Genomic DNA, 16,178 nt, shown 5'->3' on the forward strand with positions numbered 1-16,178 from the left:
TATTTGGGACTTGTCCATTTTTTAGCATTATAAGACGAGATCACGATAGAGCGGCGTGAGCCGAGCGAACGTGTCTTCGACCAAAGCGAGAAAAGCGTCTTCGTTTTGAAGAATCGATGCATCGGCAGGCAGTTGTCGTCCGATTAAGAAATCAGCCTTTTTGACAGTGCCGAAGCGCTCGAGCAACGCCTGGATGTCTTCGTTTGATGTCTCTTCAATTAGGAACGCATCTTTTTTCATATGGTCGCCCGCAATATGGAAATCAGTAAACGTTGATTTAAAATCGATTTGTTGCAAATGTTTCGCGATTGCGTCTTTGTTCGGCATCTCATAGATGAATGCGAGCCAGATGAAAACGCGGTCGTCGAAAAGACCGACTTGTAAGTGTGGATGTTTTTTATACCCGCGCTTATCGTGACAGATGGCCATCCATGTGTCTTTCGGAGGGTTTACCGTGCGGCGTGCATGTTTTGCGACATGCAGGTAGAGAGGGATTCCGACATCTGCCTCGAGCTGTGGGCCGACCTCGTCATAAATCCGATGAAAGAGCGGTTGAATATCCGAACGGATGCCAGACATGCGTTCGTCGAGTCCGTCCTGTTTGAATACGTTAAATTGTTTTGTTGTAAACATTTCATCACCTCACGTTCTATCATAACGAAACACTGTTTCTTTTTCAGGTTTGCCGTCTGTAAAAAAGGTGAAAAAATCCGAGTGTATGAATTGACAAATAGTGAGAACATGATAATATTTGAAGTGTGATTAGCACTCGTTAAATATGAGTGCTAATAAAGCGAGGTAACTTTTTCAGAGAGGAGTGATGTTGTGCTGACAGATCGACAATTGCTCATTCTTCGAGCCATCATTGACGATTATATTCAGACGGCTCAACCGGTCGGTTCACGTACGTTATCGAAACGAGACGATTTGACGTTTAGTTCGGCAACGATTCGGAACGATATGGCCGATTTGGAAGACATGGGGTTGATTGAAAAACCACATACTTCCGCGGGTCGAATCCCGTCAGAGGTCGGATACCGATATTACGTGGACCACCTCGTCGAGAAGCAAATCATCGACGAGCGGGAAACGGGTCGCTTAGAAGAGCGTTTAAAGCAATCTTCAAAAGAGTCTGAGATCCTGATTCGCCAAGCTGCAGATCTCCTTTCTGATTTGACCAATTATACGACGGTCGCCCTCGGTCCCAATAGCCAATCTGAAAGATTGGCACGTGTGGACTTTATGCCATTAGATGAGCGACGTGGTGTCGTTCTCATCGTCACGGATCAAGGTCATGTCGAGCATCGTACGGTCATGTTCGAATCACGTGTAGCTCCTGAAGTCATCGAGGAAACGATTCGACTGTTAAACGATCGTCTCGTCGGGACAGCGATCGGACAACTTAAAGTCCGAATCGGAGAAGAGGTTGCAAAATTGCAACTCGCGCAGCGACAGCAATATGAAAATATGATGCAACTGATTCAGTCGACGGTTGGAATTCAAACGCCGTCTTCGCTTTATCTCGGAGGCAAGAAGAATATCTTCAACCAACCTGAGTTTCAGACGTTAGACACGCTCAGACCGTTCCTAGAATGGATTGATGAGCAAGAACGATTGACGCACTGGCTCGAATCGTTGCCAAATCGCGAGATTTATGTGAGCATTGGGAGCGAGAACGGAATTGTCGCCCTTCAAAACTGTAGTGTCATCACTTCGGATTATACACTAGATGGAAAAACGTTCGGAACGATTGCCATGATTGGCCCGACTCGAATGAATTACCGTCACGGTGTCCAAATGATGGGACAAATTATTGAAGCGTTGCGACGAACGAAACTAGATGAATGACGGAAAGGAGTTTTACTATGACAGCAGATCATCAAAACGGGCACGAACAAGAAGACGTGCTTGAAGAAAAATCTGTAGACTCGGCACAGACAGAAGAGAACGAGTCAACTGAATCAAATGAAGATGAGGTTTTAAATGCTGAGATTGTGGAAGAAAGTTCTGAGGGGACGGACTTACAAAAAGAAATCGAAGCGTTGAAAGCGAGCGAACTTCGCATTCGTGCCGACTTTGACAACTTCCGTCGTCGGACGAATGAAGAGAATGCAAAACGCGTCAAGTTTGCTTCACAGTCTGTCATTGAAAAATTGATTCCGCTCATTGATAACTTTGAGCGTGCACTTCAAGTACAAGCAACTTCAGAGGATGCTTTGCAAATTCAATCAGGCGTCGATATGATTCATCGTCAACTGCTTGACGTATTGAATGCTGAGCAAGTCGAAGTGATTGAAGCAGTCGGACAGCCGTTCGACCCGAATTTCCATCAAGCAGTCATGCAAGAACCGAGCGACGAGTTCGAGTCGGGCATCGTGACGATGGAGCTTCAAAAAGGATATACGATGCATGGTCGAGTCATTCGTCCAAGCATGGTAAAAGTTGCAGAATAATACTACTTAACGAGACGGAGGAATAAACGATGGGTAAAATTATCGGTATTGACTTAGGGACTACAAACTCATGTGTGGCAGTAATGGAAGGTGGCGAAGCAGTCGTCATCTCAAACGCAGAAGGTAACCGTACGACTCCTTCGGTTGTTGCATTCAAAGGGGAAGAGCGTCAAGTAGGTGAGGTCGCAAAACGTCAGGCCATCACGAACCCGAACACGATCCAATCAATCAAACGTCACATGGGAACGTCACATACAGTTGACGTAGACGGTAAGAAATTCACACCACAAGAAATCTCGGCAATCATTTTGCAGAAGTTGAAGAAGGATGCTGAAGACTACCTCGGTGAAACAGTCACGGAAGCAGTCATCACAGTTCCTGCATATTTCAATGACGCTGAGCGTCAAGCGACAAAAGATGCTGGTAAAATCGCTGGTCTTGATGTCAAGCGAATCATCAACGAGCCAACTGCTGCGGCACTTGCTTACGGATTAGATAAAGGTGAAGATCACACGATTTTGATCTATGACCTCGGTGGTGGTACATTCGACGTTTCAATCCTTGAGCTTGGCGATGGCGTATTCGAAGTTGTCGCTACAGCTGGTGACAACCGTCTCGGTGGAGATGACTTCGACCAAAAAGTCATCGACTACCTCGTTTCAGAATTCAAAAAAGAGAACGGCATCGACCTCGGGAAAGACAAGATGGCACTTCAACGTTTGAAAGATGCAGCTGAAAAAGCGAAAAAAGACCTTTCAGGCGTCACAAGCGCACACATCAGCCTTCCATTCATCACAGCAGGTGAAGCAGGTCCACTCCACTTGGAGATGACACTCACGCGTGCGAAGTTTGAAGAATTGACGGCTGACCTTGTCGAACGCACAATGGAACCAACTCGTCGTGCCTTGAAAGATGCAGGACTTACACCATCTGACCTCGATAAGATCATTCTCGTCGGTGGTTCGACACGTATCCCTGCCGTCCAAAAAGCAATCCACGACTTCACGAAGAAAGAGCCATTCAAAGGGGTAAACCCGGATGAAGTTGTTGCACTCGGTGCAGCAATCCAAGGTGGAGTTCTCGCTGGAGACGTAAAAGACGTCGTCCTTCTCGACGTTACTCCACTCTCACTCGGTATCGAGACAATGGGTGGCGTGATGACGAAACTGATCGATCGCAACACGACGATCCCGACATCGAAATCACAAGTGTTCTCAACTGCTGCAGATAACCAGCCTGCTGTTGACATCCACGTCCTTCAAGGGGAACGCCCGATGGCACCAGACAACAAGACACTTGGTCGCTTCCAATTGACTGACATTCCGCCAGCACCACGTGGTGTGCCACAAATCGAAGTTAAATTCGATATCGATGCAAACGGAATTGTTCACGTATCAGCGAAAGATCTCGGTACGAACAAAGAACAGTCGATCACAATCCAATCTTCTTCAGGTATCGATGAGGCAGAAATCGAGCGTATGGTAAAAGAAGCTGAAGCAAACGCTGACGCAGATAACAAACGTAAAGAAGAAGCGGAACTTCGCAACGAAACAGACCAACTCGTCTTCGCGACAGACAAGGCAATCAAAGACCTTGGTGAGCAAGTGGAAGAGGCGGACAAAGAAAAAGCAGAAGCTGCGAAAGAAAAAGCGAAAACTGCTCTCGAAGGTTCAGACCTTGAGGCGATCCGTACAGCCAAAGACGAATTGTCAGCTGTCGTTCAAGAGTTGACGCAAAAAGTATATGCTAAAATGGCTGAACAGCAAGGTGCTGAAGGCGCAGAACCACAAACAGAAGCGAAACAGGACGATGATGTCGTGGACGCAGAGTTTGAGGATCTCGACGACCGTAAATAAACAGCCGTTGTAAAGGAGAGCGCCAAAGCAGGTTTCTGCTTTGGCTCTTTCCATGTTAAGGTAGAATCGGTAAAATCGATACGTAGATTGTAAGGATAGGAGCGAGAATAGTGGCGAAACGAGATTATTATGAAGTGCTCGGGCTCGACAAGTCGGCCTCGGCACAAGAAATCAAGCGGGCATATCGGAAATTGGCCCGTCAATATCACCCGGACATCAACCAAGAAGCAGATGCGGCGGATAAGTTTAAAGAAATTGGTGAAGCCTACGAAGTGCTTTCTGACGAACAAAAACGTGCCCAGTATGACCGATTCGGTTTTGAAGGGGCGAACCAATTCGGAGGCGGCGGTGACTTCCAAGGTGGATTCGGTGATATCTTTGACATGTTCTTCGGAGGCGGCGGACGTCGTCAAGACCCGAACGCACCGCGTCGTGGAGAAGATTATCAATACGTTGTTGACCTCGATTTCATGGAGAGTGTGACAGGCAAGACGGAAACAATCGAGCTCGAAATCGAAGTCGAATGTGACACGTGTATGGGGAACGGTGCGAAACCTGGAACGAAACCAGAAACGTGTAACCAATGTGGCGGCAGTGGCGTCGAGACGGTTGAGCAAAACACAATTCTCGGTCGTATGGTCAACCAACGTCCTTGTAGCAAGTGTCACGGTAGTGGTAAGACGATCAAAGAAAAATGTCCGACTTGTCATGGTTCGGGTCACGTGAAGAAGAACCAGACCGTCGAGGTGAAAATCCCAGCCGGTATCGATAACGGGCAACAGATCCGTTTATCTGGAAAAGGCGGTCCTGGCGTGAACGGAGGACCAGCGGGAGACTTATACGTCGTCGTCCGCGTGAAAGCTCATGAGATCTTTGAACGTGTCGACCAACACATTGCGATGGAAATGCCGGTCACGTTCGCACAAGCGGCACTTGGCGCAGAAATCGAAGTTCCGACGGTTCACGGGAACGTGAGTTTGAAAGTGCCAGCTGGAACACAAACTGGCTCGAAGTTCCGTTTACGCGGAAAAGGGATGCCAAGTGTGCGTGGTGGCGCGAATGGCGACCAGTACGTGAGCGTCATTGTCATGACACCGAAAAATATGACGGACCGCCAAAAAGAATTGCTTCGTGAATTCGAAGAAATCAGTGGCGAATCGGGTGTCGAAGAGGAACACGGCATGTTCCAAAAAATGAAAAAGTTCTTTAGTCACTAAAAGGAGTGTGTACAAACGATGAAATGGTCTGAAATTTGTGTCCACACGACACAGCTTGCGGTGGAAGCCGTATCGAACTTATTACACGAAGTGGGGGCACAAGGTGTCGTCATCGAGGACGTCGAAGACTTCGACCGAATGATGGCGGAAGACCATTTCGGAGAGATTTGGGACGTTTCGGATCGTGAAACGTATCCGACTTCTGGAGTGCACGTCAAAGCGTACGTGCCGGCTTCAGGTGATTTCCAAGATGTGCTCGCAAACTTGAAAAAAGAAATCGAGCGACTCCGGAACATGCTTGATATCGGATCAGGTGAGGTCACGGTCGCAGAGATTGATGAGGAAGATTGGGCGCATTCTTGGAAGCAGTATTACAAGCCGGTCAAAATCTCACAACAGCTGACGATTGTCCCTTTGTGGGAAGAGTACACACCACAACCGGAAGAGAATGTCATCTTGCTTGACCCGGGCATGGCGTTCGGTACGGGGACACACCCGACGACGATGCTCTGTATTCAAGCGATTGAGAACTACATCCGGGAAGGTGACCGCGTCATTGATGTCGGTACAGGATCAGGCGTATTGTCGATCGCCGCTGCGAAACTTGGAGCGACGAGCGTAAAAGCGCTAGACTTGGATTCGGTTGCCGTTGAATCGGCTCGTCAAAACGTGGAGACGAACGGTGTCGAATCGCTCGTTCAAGTCGACACGGGAGATTTATTAAAAGGTGTGGACGGAGAATATGACTTGGTCGTGGCAAACATTCTTGCTGATGTCATTCTTCTCTTCATCGAAGATGCGTATGCTCGTACGAAAACGGGAGGTCGCTTCATCACATCCGGTATCATTGGAGAGAAACGGGCGGAAGTCACGAACGCTCTGATAGCTGCAGGATTTGAAATTGAAGAGACACGCGTGATGGAAGACTGGGTCGCGATCATCGCCAAGAAGGGATAAGCTATGCAACGTTATTTTCTGATACCAGAAGCTTTCACAGGCGATGTTGTGACACTTCCTTCAGATGTCGCTCATCATATCGGAACGGTCCTGCGACAAGGGGCGGGTTACGAAATGGTTCTTCTCGACGGGACGGGCAATGAGTACGCATGTGTCGTGACGTCGCTTGAGAAGAAGAGTGGAGTGGCTAAAGTATTGTCGACTCGTCAATCAGAGACCGAACTGCCGATTGACGTGACGCTCGCTTATGCGTTGCCAAAAGGAGACAAGGTCGAACTTGTCGCGCAAAAAGCGACCGAGCTCGGCGTTCATCATCTTCTATTGTTCGAATCTTCCCGATCAGTCGCCAAATGGGACTCGAAAAAAGTGCCGAAAAAAGTAGAACGTATTCAAAAAATCATGCAAGAGGCGGCTGAGCAATCGTATAGGGCCGTTGTTCCGTCATGTACGTTCCTCACTTCGAAGCAACTGTCGAAGCAATTTGAACAGTATGATGAAGTCATCATCGCATATGAAGAATCGGCAAAAGAAGGCGAGCAGTCGGCACTTGTCGACACATTGAATCGACTTCAATCAAAACAACGCCTCCTCGTCATCACGGGACCTGAAGGCGGATTTGACACAGCAGAAGTCACGCAATGGATAGACGCGGGTGCGATTGCTTGTGCGTTCGGACCTCGAATCCTACGTTCGGAGACGGCTCCGTTATATGCACTGTCTGCCATCTCGTACGCGCTTGAATTGGCGAAAGAATAAGAAAACGGCTGACCCTCGTGGGCAGCCGTTTTTTTCGTGAATAAATTATTTTTTATTGATCGTGATGACTTTCTTCGTCACATTGCCACCGAGGTCAGTCACTTCAAATGTGAAAGTGTTTTGTCCCTTCGTTACAGGAAGTGAGACGGTTTCGGTACGTGAGAATGCGCGCATCGCATAAGGTTCTTTCAACGTATGACTCCATTTCAAATCACCGTTGACACGGAGTTTGATGTCGTCAAAGTTATCCGTCACTTGAACTTTCACGTTCACAGTGTCTTGCTTCGCCGAGACGTTTTTCGGAACGTTGCTGATTGAGATTGCCGCCTCCGTAGAATCGACAAAGATTGGACGGACGAAGTTCGTCACGTTACCAGACGTGTCTTCCGCGATGAAACGAATCTTGTGGAATCCATCTTCATACGAACGTGTCGTATTGAACGTGTATTGTTTTGCAGCTGCGTCATACGTGAGCGGTACGTCCACATCGTCGACGGTGAACGATACAACGTCAGAGGCATCTTTAATCTGACCGATGATTGGCACAATCGATGAACCGTATGGAGACAGGGCGAGTGGTGCATCGACAAAAACTCCTGGTTTATCTGAGTCATTTTCTGTAGATACGTCGCGTGTGATCACGTTACCCGCATTATCTGAAACGCGAACCGATAGTTGGTCCGTTGATTCAAGTGGCGCATCGAGTGTGAAGTTTGCTGTATCTTTTGCTTCTTTCGCAACGACTTTCCCATTGAGGAGGAACTCAATACCGTTGATTCCTGCAAAGTCGTCGGATGCTTTGACACTAGCCACACCTTCGTTCCAACGAATCGTGAAGCGAGGATTCGTGTAATCCACTTTCACTGGGATCCGTAGCGTCTGGGCTTGTTTTTTCATGTAGTCGATGCTCGCTTCAATTTCGTAGTAGTACGTTCCTTTCGGCGCCATCTCTCCGTTCAGTTTTCCGTCCCAAGCGTTATCTGACGTGTAGTAGTATGGGTCACCACTTCCGCCATCAAAGTAGTTCTTTCTCAATTCCTCTTCGATTTTAAGGGTACGAAGGACGTTTCCTTTTTCATCGACGATCCGATACTTGACGTCTTTCGCATTTCGTAAGAGCGAGTAGACCGGGGTAGCCGTGTCTTTTGAACCGTCTCCGTCAGGCGAAATCGCTACCGCCTCTTCAGCTACAGACTCATCAAGTTTCTCTCCTAAATAGTTCCCGGCCGCATCGACCAATCCAGAGATTCCATAGAATGAACCATCTTCATAAATCGTTTCGTCAAAGATTGGTGCTTTGCCCCAATCGCCTTCGAATCCGACGAATGGGACAACGAGTGACGGATTGCCGTCTGTCCCACGTGGGTCAGTCAAGCGTAGGAATCCATCGACGAAGTAACCATTCTCAAAGACTGATTTTGCAGATACCGTTCCTTCTAACGTTTCAGGATTAAGTACTTGTGCCTTCGAGACGTCAATCGAGACTGTGATTTCTTTCTTTTGTTTTGCCTTCAACGTGACTTTACTTGTGTTTTTGCCATTGATCTTAATGATTGCTTGTTGAAGCGCCTGAGCTTCCATCGCATTCTGAATGACGCCATCCTTGTTAGTAACGGCAAGGTCTGTCTGGAGGGAAGCGGCCACATCGTATGTGAGTGATTCGTCAGACATGTTTTCAACGACAATCGTGAACTTCGCCTTACTCTTCGACAATTCTTTTAAAGCGACTTTCGCTTCTTTCGTCTTCTTCTCATACGCGACTGCCGGAGATGTGACGGCCGCATGGAGTTGCATGAGACCAGCTCCCGCCCTACGTGGTGAATATGGAAGAGACTGCTTCAATTCCTGGTTATACGGTCCGATGTCTGTGACAGGTTTCGACGTATTGAGTAGCAAGTTCTTTGCCATCGTCACACGAGCCGCTCCGCTCAAGTCGAAATCGCGATCGACACGTTCAAGAACAAGAGCTGCACCGCCGGCAACGTGAGGTGCGGCCATCGATGTTCCGCTCATCAAACCGTATTGGTTGTCGTTGAACGTTGAGAAGATTTGACCGCCTGGGGCTGAAAGTTCCGGCTTGAAGTCAAGGTTCGGTGTGACACCCCAAGATGTGAAATCAGACATTGCGCCTGCCGAGCGGTTGTTGACGCTGATTCGATCACCGGCAAACGTGAGTTGGAGCGGTCCATCCGCTAATTTCTCTTTTAATTCGTTCCCGTCTTGGATGCTGAGTGATGCCATCGGGATGAGTGGTTGATCGAGAGCCATAGACACATAGTCTCCGTGTGAGACGGCGCCTCGTACGATGACACCGGCTGCCCCTTGTGCCTCAGCCGTTTTTTGAATCTTCGAGTAGAAGTATCCTCCGTCGCGAACAGCGAGAACGAGCTTTCCTTTCACGTCTTTCCCGGCATAGTTTTCTGGTTGTCCATCTCCGACGTAAACGATGTCATATGTACCTTCCGAGAATGCAGGTCCATCTTGTTTCTTCCATCCGATTTTTTCATCACCGACGCGGAAAGCATCCAGTTGAATTTGATCGTTCTCGAGCGAAGCGACCGATGTCGATGCTTGGCTGACACTAGGCGCCCCGACGACACCCGTATCTGGGTTTGAAGCCGTTGGTAAGTCGAATCCATGTCCGAAGTATGCTGAGTTCCCAGCAGAGATGGACATGAAGACACCGTTGTCTACAGCGCGTTGAACGGCTTGTTGTTCAGGAGAGTCAACATCGACAAAGCCTGCTGTTGAACCAAGACTCATGTTAATGACGTCAGCTCCAAGCTTGATCGCATCGTCAATCGCTTTAATATAAATATCTCCATATGTAGATGCGTAGTTCGGGTCGTTACTGAATACTTTAAGGCCAAGGATTTGAGCTTCAGGTGCGACACCTTTAATTCCACCGTTTTCTAAATCACCGTTTGCAGCGACCGTCCCTGAGACGTGCTGACCGTGCATAGAAGCGCCTGGGGAATCATCTTTAATATCATCGTTTTCGTCGTAGTAATTATAGGCGTATGGAACTTTCTCATTCACATATTCACCAGGTAGACCGAACGAAGTGATCGCCTGATCGACTTCTGATTTCGTCAATTCTGCCGTTTTCGAATCTGTGATTCGGTAATCACGGTGGTTGGCATCAATTCCCGAGTCGATGACAGCGACGACGGTACCTTCTCCGGCAAATCCGTAATCTCCCCATGTTTGTTCGGCTTGTACCATTCTGTTGCTTGTAACCATATCTGGTTTCACTTCAGGACGTTCATATTCATTCACGACATGTACAGTCGCTACTTCAGGTAGCGCTTCAACTTTAGCGATTTCACTTGTAGAGAGGAAAGTGGAGAAGCCGTTAAAAACGGTCGTGAACTCTTCGATTGGTGTAGCAGTCACGCCTTGTTTTTTCAATGCGGATTTTGCGCGTTTCTGTTCAGACTGAACAGATTGTTGCGCCTTGTCTTGTTCTGATTTCGTCAACTCATTAAATTTTTTCCCTTTTTGCGCTGCTTCTGCGATTGCAGGTGCACCGACGAGTTCGACGACGACCCGGACTTTTTTCTGTTTCTTTTCGAGCTCAATTTTTGGTTTGATGGAAGCTTCTGCTGAAACAGATGACGTACCCGCTTGAATCAACACAGGTGTTAAAGCAATACATGTAGCAAGTGAAGCGTTTAAGTAGACTTTTCTTCTTGGCAACGTGTTTACCCCCTAATATTTGTTATTACCTGTAAAAAACAAAGTTTTTTTCTTGCATTGTGAACTATCATATCGTTGTTCAGACGAAAAAGAGTGGATTTTTTTGTAAAGTAGGGGAGTGTTTTTGCACAAATTTAAATGTTCAGACAATTACTAAAGACCTGAATCATAAGACCTATATCAAATTTTGGTGATCGTAAGAATCACGCGAATGACTTGAAATGTCCAAAAAAACCTGTTAATGTAACGTTAATGTTAAATACCAATAAAACATATCAATTTAGTCAGAATTAAGGATGGGGTGGCGCTATGAATTTACCATTCATGGATATCTTCAAGGATTGGGCGAAAGATTACGATACGGCAGTCGGGGGGCATGACGAACAATATCATGAAGTATTTGTCGGATATGATCAAATGCTTGATGACGTTGCGTTACACGTTGAAGGAACGGTCTTGGAATTTGGTGTCGGCACAGGCAACTTGAGTGCCCGAATTTTAAAGGGACATCCTTTAATTGCAATCGAACCTTCTCCAGAAATGAGGCAGATTGCAATTGAGAAGTTGGGCATATCGGTCAAACATGGAGATTTTCTCCGTTATCCAACGTTCTCACATGTCGATACGGTCGTTTCCTCGTACGCTTTCCATCACTTGACGGATTCTGAGAAAGAAACAGCGATCGGTCAATATGTTCGCGATTGGGGACATCCGAAGTTCGTATTGCTTGATACGATGTTCGAATCTCCACACGCACGTCAAGAAATTATTGACTGGGCTACGGAACAAGGCTATTCAGACTTGGTCGAGGATTTAAATCGTGAATATTATCCATATACGACAACCATTCGTACGATGCTAGAGGCGAATGGATACAACGTGACAATGACACAGAAAAATAAATTTGTTTGGCTTGTCGTCGCTACAAAATAATTAGGAGGAATTACTCATGAAAACATATAACGTTGAAAGCTTTAACTTGGATCATACGAAAGTTCAGGCTCCATTTGTCCGTCTCGCCGGTGTGAAAGAAGGAACGGCTGATACGATTTACAAGTATGATATTCGCTTCATCCAACCGAACGAAGGCCTCATGCCGATGCGTGCTGTTCACTCTCTCGAGCATTTGATCGCCGAAAACAGCCGTAATCATTCAGAAGACATCGTGGACATTTCGCCGATGGGATGCCAAACAGGTTTCTATTGGACGATGTTGAATGATGGGAACTATGAGCGCATGCTCGACCTCGTAGAAGCGACATTGCGCGATGCGATGAACGCGGAAGAATTGCCAGCGCAAAACCCTGTACAGTGCGGGAATGCGAACCATCATGATTTTGAGGGAGCCAAAAAATTAGCAGCTGACATGCTTGCGAAACGTGACGAGTGGCATATCGTCTTCAAGGACGAAGCGTAAGATGATTGTCCGTGACGTCTATGAACTCATCGGGGACACACCGCTCATCGAGCTCCGTTCATTACCTGTTCCAGCTACGGTAAAAGTGTACGGGAAGATGGAGATGATGAATCCGGGAGGAAGTGTCAAAGACCGACTCGGTATGAATTTGATTGAGCGGGCGATGAAACGTGGAGACGTGGCACCAGGTGGTACTGTGATCGAGCCGACAGCTGGGAATACGGGAATCGGACTCGCGCTCGCTTGTCAGCGATACGACATTCGTCTGATTACCGTGACCCCTGAAAAGTTTAGTCAAGAGAAACAAGCATTGATGCGTCTCCTTGGAGCGACCGTCGTCAACACGCCAACCGAGCTTGGAATGAAAGGCGCAATCAGTTACGCGCTTGAATTGGCTGAAGAACATGACGCATACGTGCCGGAACAGTTTTCAAATCCGGACAACCCGGACGCCTATGTCGACATCCTTTCGCAAGAGTTGTTGAAGGACGTGCCACAAATCGACGTATTTGTAGCGGGGGCGGGTTCAGGAGGTACGTTCACTGGTGTCGCCAAAACGTTAAAACCACAAGGGACGAAAACTGTGGTCGTGGAGCCGGTCGGTTCGATTTTGAACGGTGGTGAGCCAGGTCCACATAAAACAGAAGGAATTGGCGTCGAAAAATGGCCGCCATTTTTGGAAAAGTCTTATGTCGATGCGATTCATACCATCACAGATGAGGAAGCCTTCTATTACGTGGCGCATCTTGCGAAACAGGAAGGATTGCTCATCGGAAGTTCTTCTGGTGCTGCCATCGCAGCATGTGTAAAGGAAGCAAATCAAATGTCGGAAGGCACGATTGTGACGATCTTGCCAGACAGTGCAGAACGATATTTAAGTCAAGGAATTGTCAAGGAGGCAGAACATGCGTACAAAGACAGCACTCATTCACGGCGGTAAAACGACCGACCCATTAACAGGGGCGGTCACACCACCGATTTATCAAACGAGCACATATAAGCAAGACGGAATCGGTAACTTACGGGAAGGATACGAGTATTCTCGATCTGCAAACCCGACACGTACCGCACTTGAGACACTCATAGCGGATATCGAAGGCGGTGTGCAAGGTTTTGCATTTGGGTCTGGGATGGCTGCCATCTCGACCGTACTCATGTTGTTGAAATCTGGAGACCACGTCATCGTCGGGTCTGATGTATATGGAGGAACATACCGTGTATTCAATCGAGTATTTCAGTCACGAGGCTTGGAGGCAACTTTTGTCGATACATCCGATGAAACGGCGGTTCGTGATGCGCTACAAGCGAACACGAAAATGATTTATGTGGAGACGCCGACAAATCCACTCTTGAACGTGACGGATATCCGAGCGATGCGCACGATTGCGGATGAGGCAGATGTCTTGCTCGTCGTAGACAACACGTTCATGACACCTTACTTCCAAAATCCGATCGACCTTGGTGCCGACTATGTCTTACACAGCGCCACAAAATATTTAGGCGGTCATAGTGACGTCGTGGCAGGTTTAGTCGTCGCACGTACGGAAGAACAAGGAGAAGCGTTGGCATTTCTCCAAAATTCGGTCGGTGCAGTCCTCGGACCTCAAGACAGCTTCCTCGTCGTACGTGGGATTAAGACACTTGCCGTTCGAATGGAAGAGATTGAATCGAACGCACGGGCGTTGGTTGAATTCTTACAATCAAACGAGAACGTGTCACGTGTCCTTCACCCGAGTGTCTCTAGTGAAGAAGCGAAACGCGTCCACTTGTCGCAAGCGCGTGGGTTCGGTGGCATGATTGCGTTTGACGTCGGTTCGGCCGAAGCGGCTGAAATGATGGTCGCGAAGACGAAGTATTTCACGCTCGCAGAGAGTCTCGGTGCAGTTGAGAGCTTGATCAGTGTTCCGGCTCGCATGACACATGCGTCGATTCCGGCTGAGCGACGTGCAGAACTCGGGATCACGGACGGACTCGTTCGAATCTCAGTTGGATTAGAAGATATCGATGATTTAGTTGAAGATTTAGCACAAGCTCTATCTGCCATCGAACAGATAAAGCAATAAACAGTAGGGGACGCGATTTCGCGTCCTTTTTTCATGAAACAAAAGCCTTGTATCGGAAGTCATTCATCGACTAAACTATTTTTATCTTGAAAGAGAGCGGGTGAACGTGTGAACAAGGGAGTATGGACGACAATCGGGGCCTACGTGATGTGGGGCGTCCTCCCAATCTATTGGAAGTTTTTGCAGGAAGTGCCGAGTGGGCAAATTTTGGCACATCGTATCGTTTGGTCCTTTTTATTTATTTTACTCGTCTTAAGATGGACGAATCAGTGGAAAGAGTTCGGTTACGCTCTTCGCCACCCTGCCACACGAAACGCGTTCATGTTGAATGGATTCATCGTCAGTGCAAACTGGTTCGTGTACATATGGGCTGTCAATCACGGTTATATCATCGAGGCATCCCTCGGATATTATATTAACCCGCTTGTCAGTATGGTGTTAGGGGTGCTCGTCTTTCGGGAATCATTAAACCGAGTCCAATGGATGGCGGTCGGGATTGCGTCAATCGGCGTCCTCGTCTTGACGCTTGGGTATGGCTCGTTTCCGTGGATCTCGTTCGTATTAGCGAGTACGTTCGGTTTTTATGGAATGGTGAAAAAACGGCGACCTCTCGCTTCAACAGTGAGTCTCGGGATTGAGACGTTAGCTGTCGTGCCTGTCGCGCTCATTTTTCTCAGCAATCAGGTCGTCACGGATCAGATTGCTTTCGACATGTCACCGATGATTTGGGTCGCATTGCTAGGGACGGGTGTGGTGACGGCGCTTCCGCTTCTTTTGTTTGGTTACGGGGCACAACATATCCCGTTCACACTCGTCGGATTCCTTCAATTCATCGCACCGACACTTAGTTTGATTATCGGAGTCGTCATGTATCATGAACCGTTCACAGCGTATCATGTCTTCGCATTTACTTGTATTTGGCTGGCCATCTTCTTTTTCAGTTGGAACAGTTGGGTCGTCGCTCGTAAACGTCGTCAACTCATTTGAATTTGAAAGCTGTTACATCTCGAAAAAACATGGTAATATGTTAGATGTCAGACTTATTTGTCAGAGGAGGAAATGAATAATGGAATTAGCCCGTTATATCGACCACACAGCTTTAAAAGCTGAAACAACAAAAGATCAAGTTACAAAACTTTGTGCAGAGGCACTCGAATATAAGTTCGCAAGTGTCTGTGTCAACCCGACATGGGTCAAATATGCTGCGGAGCAACTTAAGGCAGATGACGACGTCAAAGTATGTACAGTCATCGGATTCCCACTCGGAGCGAACACGCCTGAAGTGAAAGCGTTCGAAACAAAAGACGCGATCGCAAACGGTGCGGATGAAGTCGACATGGTCATCAATATCGCAGCACTCAAAGACGGCGACTACGACCTCGTAGAGCGTGACATTCGTGCGGTTGTCGAAGCGGCAAACGGTACACTCGTCAAAGTCATCTTTGAGACATGCATGCTTACAAAAGAAGAAATCAAGAAAGCTGCTGAACTTTCAGTGAAAGCTGGAGCAGATTTCGTCAAAACATCAACTGGTTTCTCAACTGGTGGCGCAACGGTCGAAGACATTCGTCTCATGCGTGAAACAGTTGGACCAGACCTCGGCGTAAAAGCTTCAGGCGGTGTTCGTGACTTCGAAGGAGCGAAAGCGATGATCGATGCTGGTGCGACACGTATCGGTGCTTCAGCTGGTATCGCAATCGTCACAGGCGGACGTTCAGACAGCGACTATTAATAAGTGGTTGACCACACGACTTAATTTC

14 protein-coding genes are annotated in these 16,178 nt (G+C 47.6%); 12 read left to right on the forward strand and 2 right to left on the reverse strand.

Annotation, left to right across the window (positions count from 1 at the left end):
* Nucleotides 1-27 precede the first annotated feature (27 nt).
* Entirely contained in the window at nucleotides 28-633 is a 606-nt protein-coding gene (locus KNO92_RS04075) for a DUF1054 domain-containing protein (protein ID WP_074033387.1), read from the reverse strand.
* A gap of 192 nt (nucleotides 634-825) precedes the next feature.
* Between KNO92_RS04075 and hrcA the strand changes: the two genes are divergently transcribed.
* From hrcA to KNO92_RS04105, 6 genes are all read left to right on the forward strand, one after another.
* Nucleotides 826-1,848, forward strand: coding sequence for a heat-inducible transcriptional repressor HrcA (gene hrcA, locus KNO92_RS04080; protein ID WP_074033386.1), 1,023 nt, complete (start codon nucleotides 826-828; stop codon nucleotides 1,846-1,848).
* A 17-nt stretch (nucleotides 1,849-1,865) separates the two neighbouring features.
* Nucleotides 1,866-2,453: a nucleotide exchange factor GrpE gene (grpE, locus tag KNO92_RS04085; protein WP_214693139.1), complete on the forward strand. Its 588-nt coding sequence runs from the start codon at nucleotides 1,866-1,868 to the stop codon at nucleotides 2,451-2,453.
* A gap of 29 nt (nucleotides 2,454-2,482) precedes the next feature.
* On the forward strand, nucleotides 2,483-4,309 hold the full coding sequence (gene dnaK, locus KNO92_RS04090; RefSeq protein WP_214760165.1) for a molecular chaperone DnaK: 1,827 nt from the start codon (nucleotides 2,483-2,485) through the stop codon (nucleotides 4,307-4,309).
* A 110-nt stretch (nucleotides 4,310-4,419) separates the two neighbouring features.
* Nucleotides 4,420-5,526 carry a molecular chaperone DnaJ gene (gene dnaJ, locus KNO92_RS04095; RefSeq protein WP_214760167.1) on the forward strand — a complete coding sequence of 369 codons (1,107 nt, stop codon included), beginning with the start codon at nucleotides 4,420-4,422 and terminating at the stop codon, nucleotides 5,524-5,526.
* A gap of 18 nt (nucleotides 5,527-5,544) precedes the next feature.
* Entirely contained in the window at nucleotides 5,545-6,483 is a 939-nt protein-coding gene (prmA, locus tag KNO92_RS04100) for a 50S ribosomal protein L11 methyltransferase (protein WP_214760170.1), read from the forward strand.
* 3 nt (nucleotides 6,484-6,486) lie between these two features.
* The gene (locus KNO92_RS04105) at nucleotides 6,487-7,239 is read left to right on the forward strand and encodes a 16S rRNA (uracil(1498)-N(3))-methyltransferase (RefSeq protein WP_214693126.1); all 753 of its coding nucleotides are present in this window, start codon (nucleotides 6,487-6,489) and stop codon (nucleotides 7,237-7,239) included.
* A gap of 45 nt (nucleotides 7,240-7,284) precedes the next feature.
* On the opposite strand, the gene KNO92_RS04110 is transcribed toward KNO92_RS04105, so the two are convergent.
* Complete coding sequence (locus tag KNO92_RS04110; RefSeq protein ID WP_214760173.1) at nucleotides 7,285-10,938, reverse strand: S8 family serine peptidase; 3,654 nt, start codon at nucleotides 10,936-10,938, stop codon at nucleotides 7,285-7,287.
* A gap of 309 nt (nucleotides 10,939-11,247) precedes the next feature.
* On the opposite strand from KNO92_RS04110, the gene KNO92_RS04115 reads away from it, so the two are divergent.
* From KNO92_RS04115 to deoC, 6 genes are all read left to right on the forward strand, one after another.
* Nucleotides 11,248-11,871 carry a class I SAM-dependent methyltransferase gene (locus KNO92_RS04115; protein ID WP_214693123.1) on the forward strand — a complete coding sequence of 208 codons (624 nt, stop codon included), beginning with the start codon at nucleotides 11,248-11,250 and terminating at the stop codon, nucleotides 11,869-11,871.
* Nucleotides 11,872-11,887: 16 nt separating this feature from the next.
* Nucleotides 11,888-12,355: an S-ribosylhomocysteine lyase gene (locus KNO92_RS04120; protein ID WP_012726660.1), complete on the forward strand. Its 468-nt coding sequence runs from the start codon at nucleotides 11,888-11,890 to the stop codon at nucleotides 12,353-12,355.
* 1 nt (nucleotide 12,356) lies between these two features.
* Nucleotides 12,357-13,295, forward strand: a complete 939-nt coding sequence (locus tag KNO92_RS04125; protein ID WP_214760175.1) for a PLP-dependent cysteine synthase family protein — start codon at nucleotides 12,357-12,359, stop codon at nucleotides 13,293-13,295.
* Nucleotides 13,261-14,418, forward strand: a complete 1,158-nt coding sequence (locus tag KNO92_RS04130; RefSeq protein WP_214693119.1) for a bifunctional cystathionine gamma-lyase/homocysteine desulfhydrase — start codon at nucleotides 13,261-13,263, stop codon at nucleotides 14,416-14,418. The genes KNO92_RS04125 and KNO92_RS04130 overlap by 35 nt, the downstream gene beginning before the upstream one ends.
* Nucleotides 14,419-14,526: 108 nt before the next feature.
* Complete coding sequence (rarD, locus tag KNO92_RS04135; RefSeq protein ID WP_214693116.1) at nucleotides 14,527-15,405, forward strand: EamA family transporter RarD; 879 nt, start codon at nucleotides 14,527-14,529, stop codon at nucleotides 15,403-15,405.
* A 79-nt stretch (nucleotides 15,406-15,484) separates the two neighbouring features.
* Nucleotides 15,485-16,150: a deoxyribose-phosphate aldolase gene (gene deoC, locus KNO92_RS04140; protein ID WP_214760177.1), complete on the forward strand. Its 666-nt coding sequence runs from the start codon at nucleotides 15,485-15,487 to the stop codon at nucleotides 16,148-16,150.
* Nucleotides 16,151-16,178 lie beyond the last annotated feature (28 nt).

The sequence above is a fragment of the Exiguobacterium sp. s129 genome (assembly GCF_018617585.1).
GTDB classification, from domain to species: domain Bacteria; phylum Bacillota; class Bacilli; order Exiguobacteriales; family Exiguobacteriaceae; genus Exiguobacterium; species Exiguobacterium aestuarii_A.

What these genes read in the sequence shown, in the direction of transcription:
- KNO92_RS04075 (WP_074033387.1), bottom strand. Translation starts at nt 633, where the DNA reads ATGTTTACAACAAAACAATTTAACGTATTCAAACAGGACGGACTCGAC.
- grpE (WP_214693139.1), top strand. Translation starts at nt 1,866, where the DNA reads ATGACAGCAGATCATCAAAACGGGCACGAACAAGAAGACGTGCTTGAA.
- dnaK (WP_214760165.1), top strand. Translation starts at nt 2,483, where the DNA reads ATGGGTAAAATTATCGGTATTGACTTAGGGACTACAAACTCATGTGTG.
- prmA (WP_214760170.1), top strand. Translation starts at nt 5,545, where the DNA reads ATGAAATGGTCTGAAATTTGTGTCCACACGACACAGCTTGCGGTGGAA.
- KNO92_RS04105 (WP_214693126.1), top strand. Translation starts at nt 6,487, where the DNA reads ATGCAACGTTATTTTCTGATACCAGAAGCTTTCACAGGCGATGTTGTG.
- KNO92_RS04115 (WP_214693123.1), top strand. Translation starts at nt 11,248, where the DNA reads ATGAATTTACCATTCATGGATATCTTCAAGGATTGGGCGAAAGATTAC.
- KNO92_RS04120 (WP_012726660.1), top strand. Translation starts at nt 11,888, where the DNA reads ATGAAAACATATAACGTTGAAAGCTTTAACTTGGATCATACGAAAGTT.
- KNO92_RS04125 (WP_214760175.1), top strand. Translation starts at nt 12,357, where the DNA reads ATGATTGTCCGTGACGTCTATGAACTCATCGGGGACACACCGCTCATC.
- KNO92_RS04130 (WP_214693119.1), top strand. Translation starts at nt 13,261, where the DNA reads ATGCGTACAAAGACAGCACTCATTCACGGCGGTAAAACGACCGACCCA.
- deoC (WP_214760177.1), top strand. Translation starts at nt 15,485, where the DNA reads ATGGAATTAGCCCGTTATATCGACCACACAGCTTTAAAAGCTGAAACA.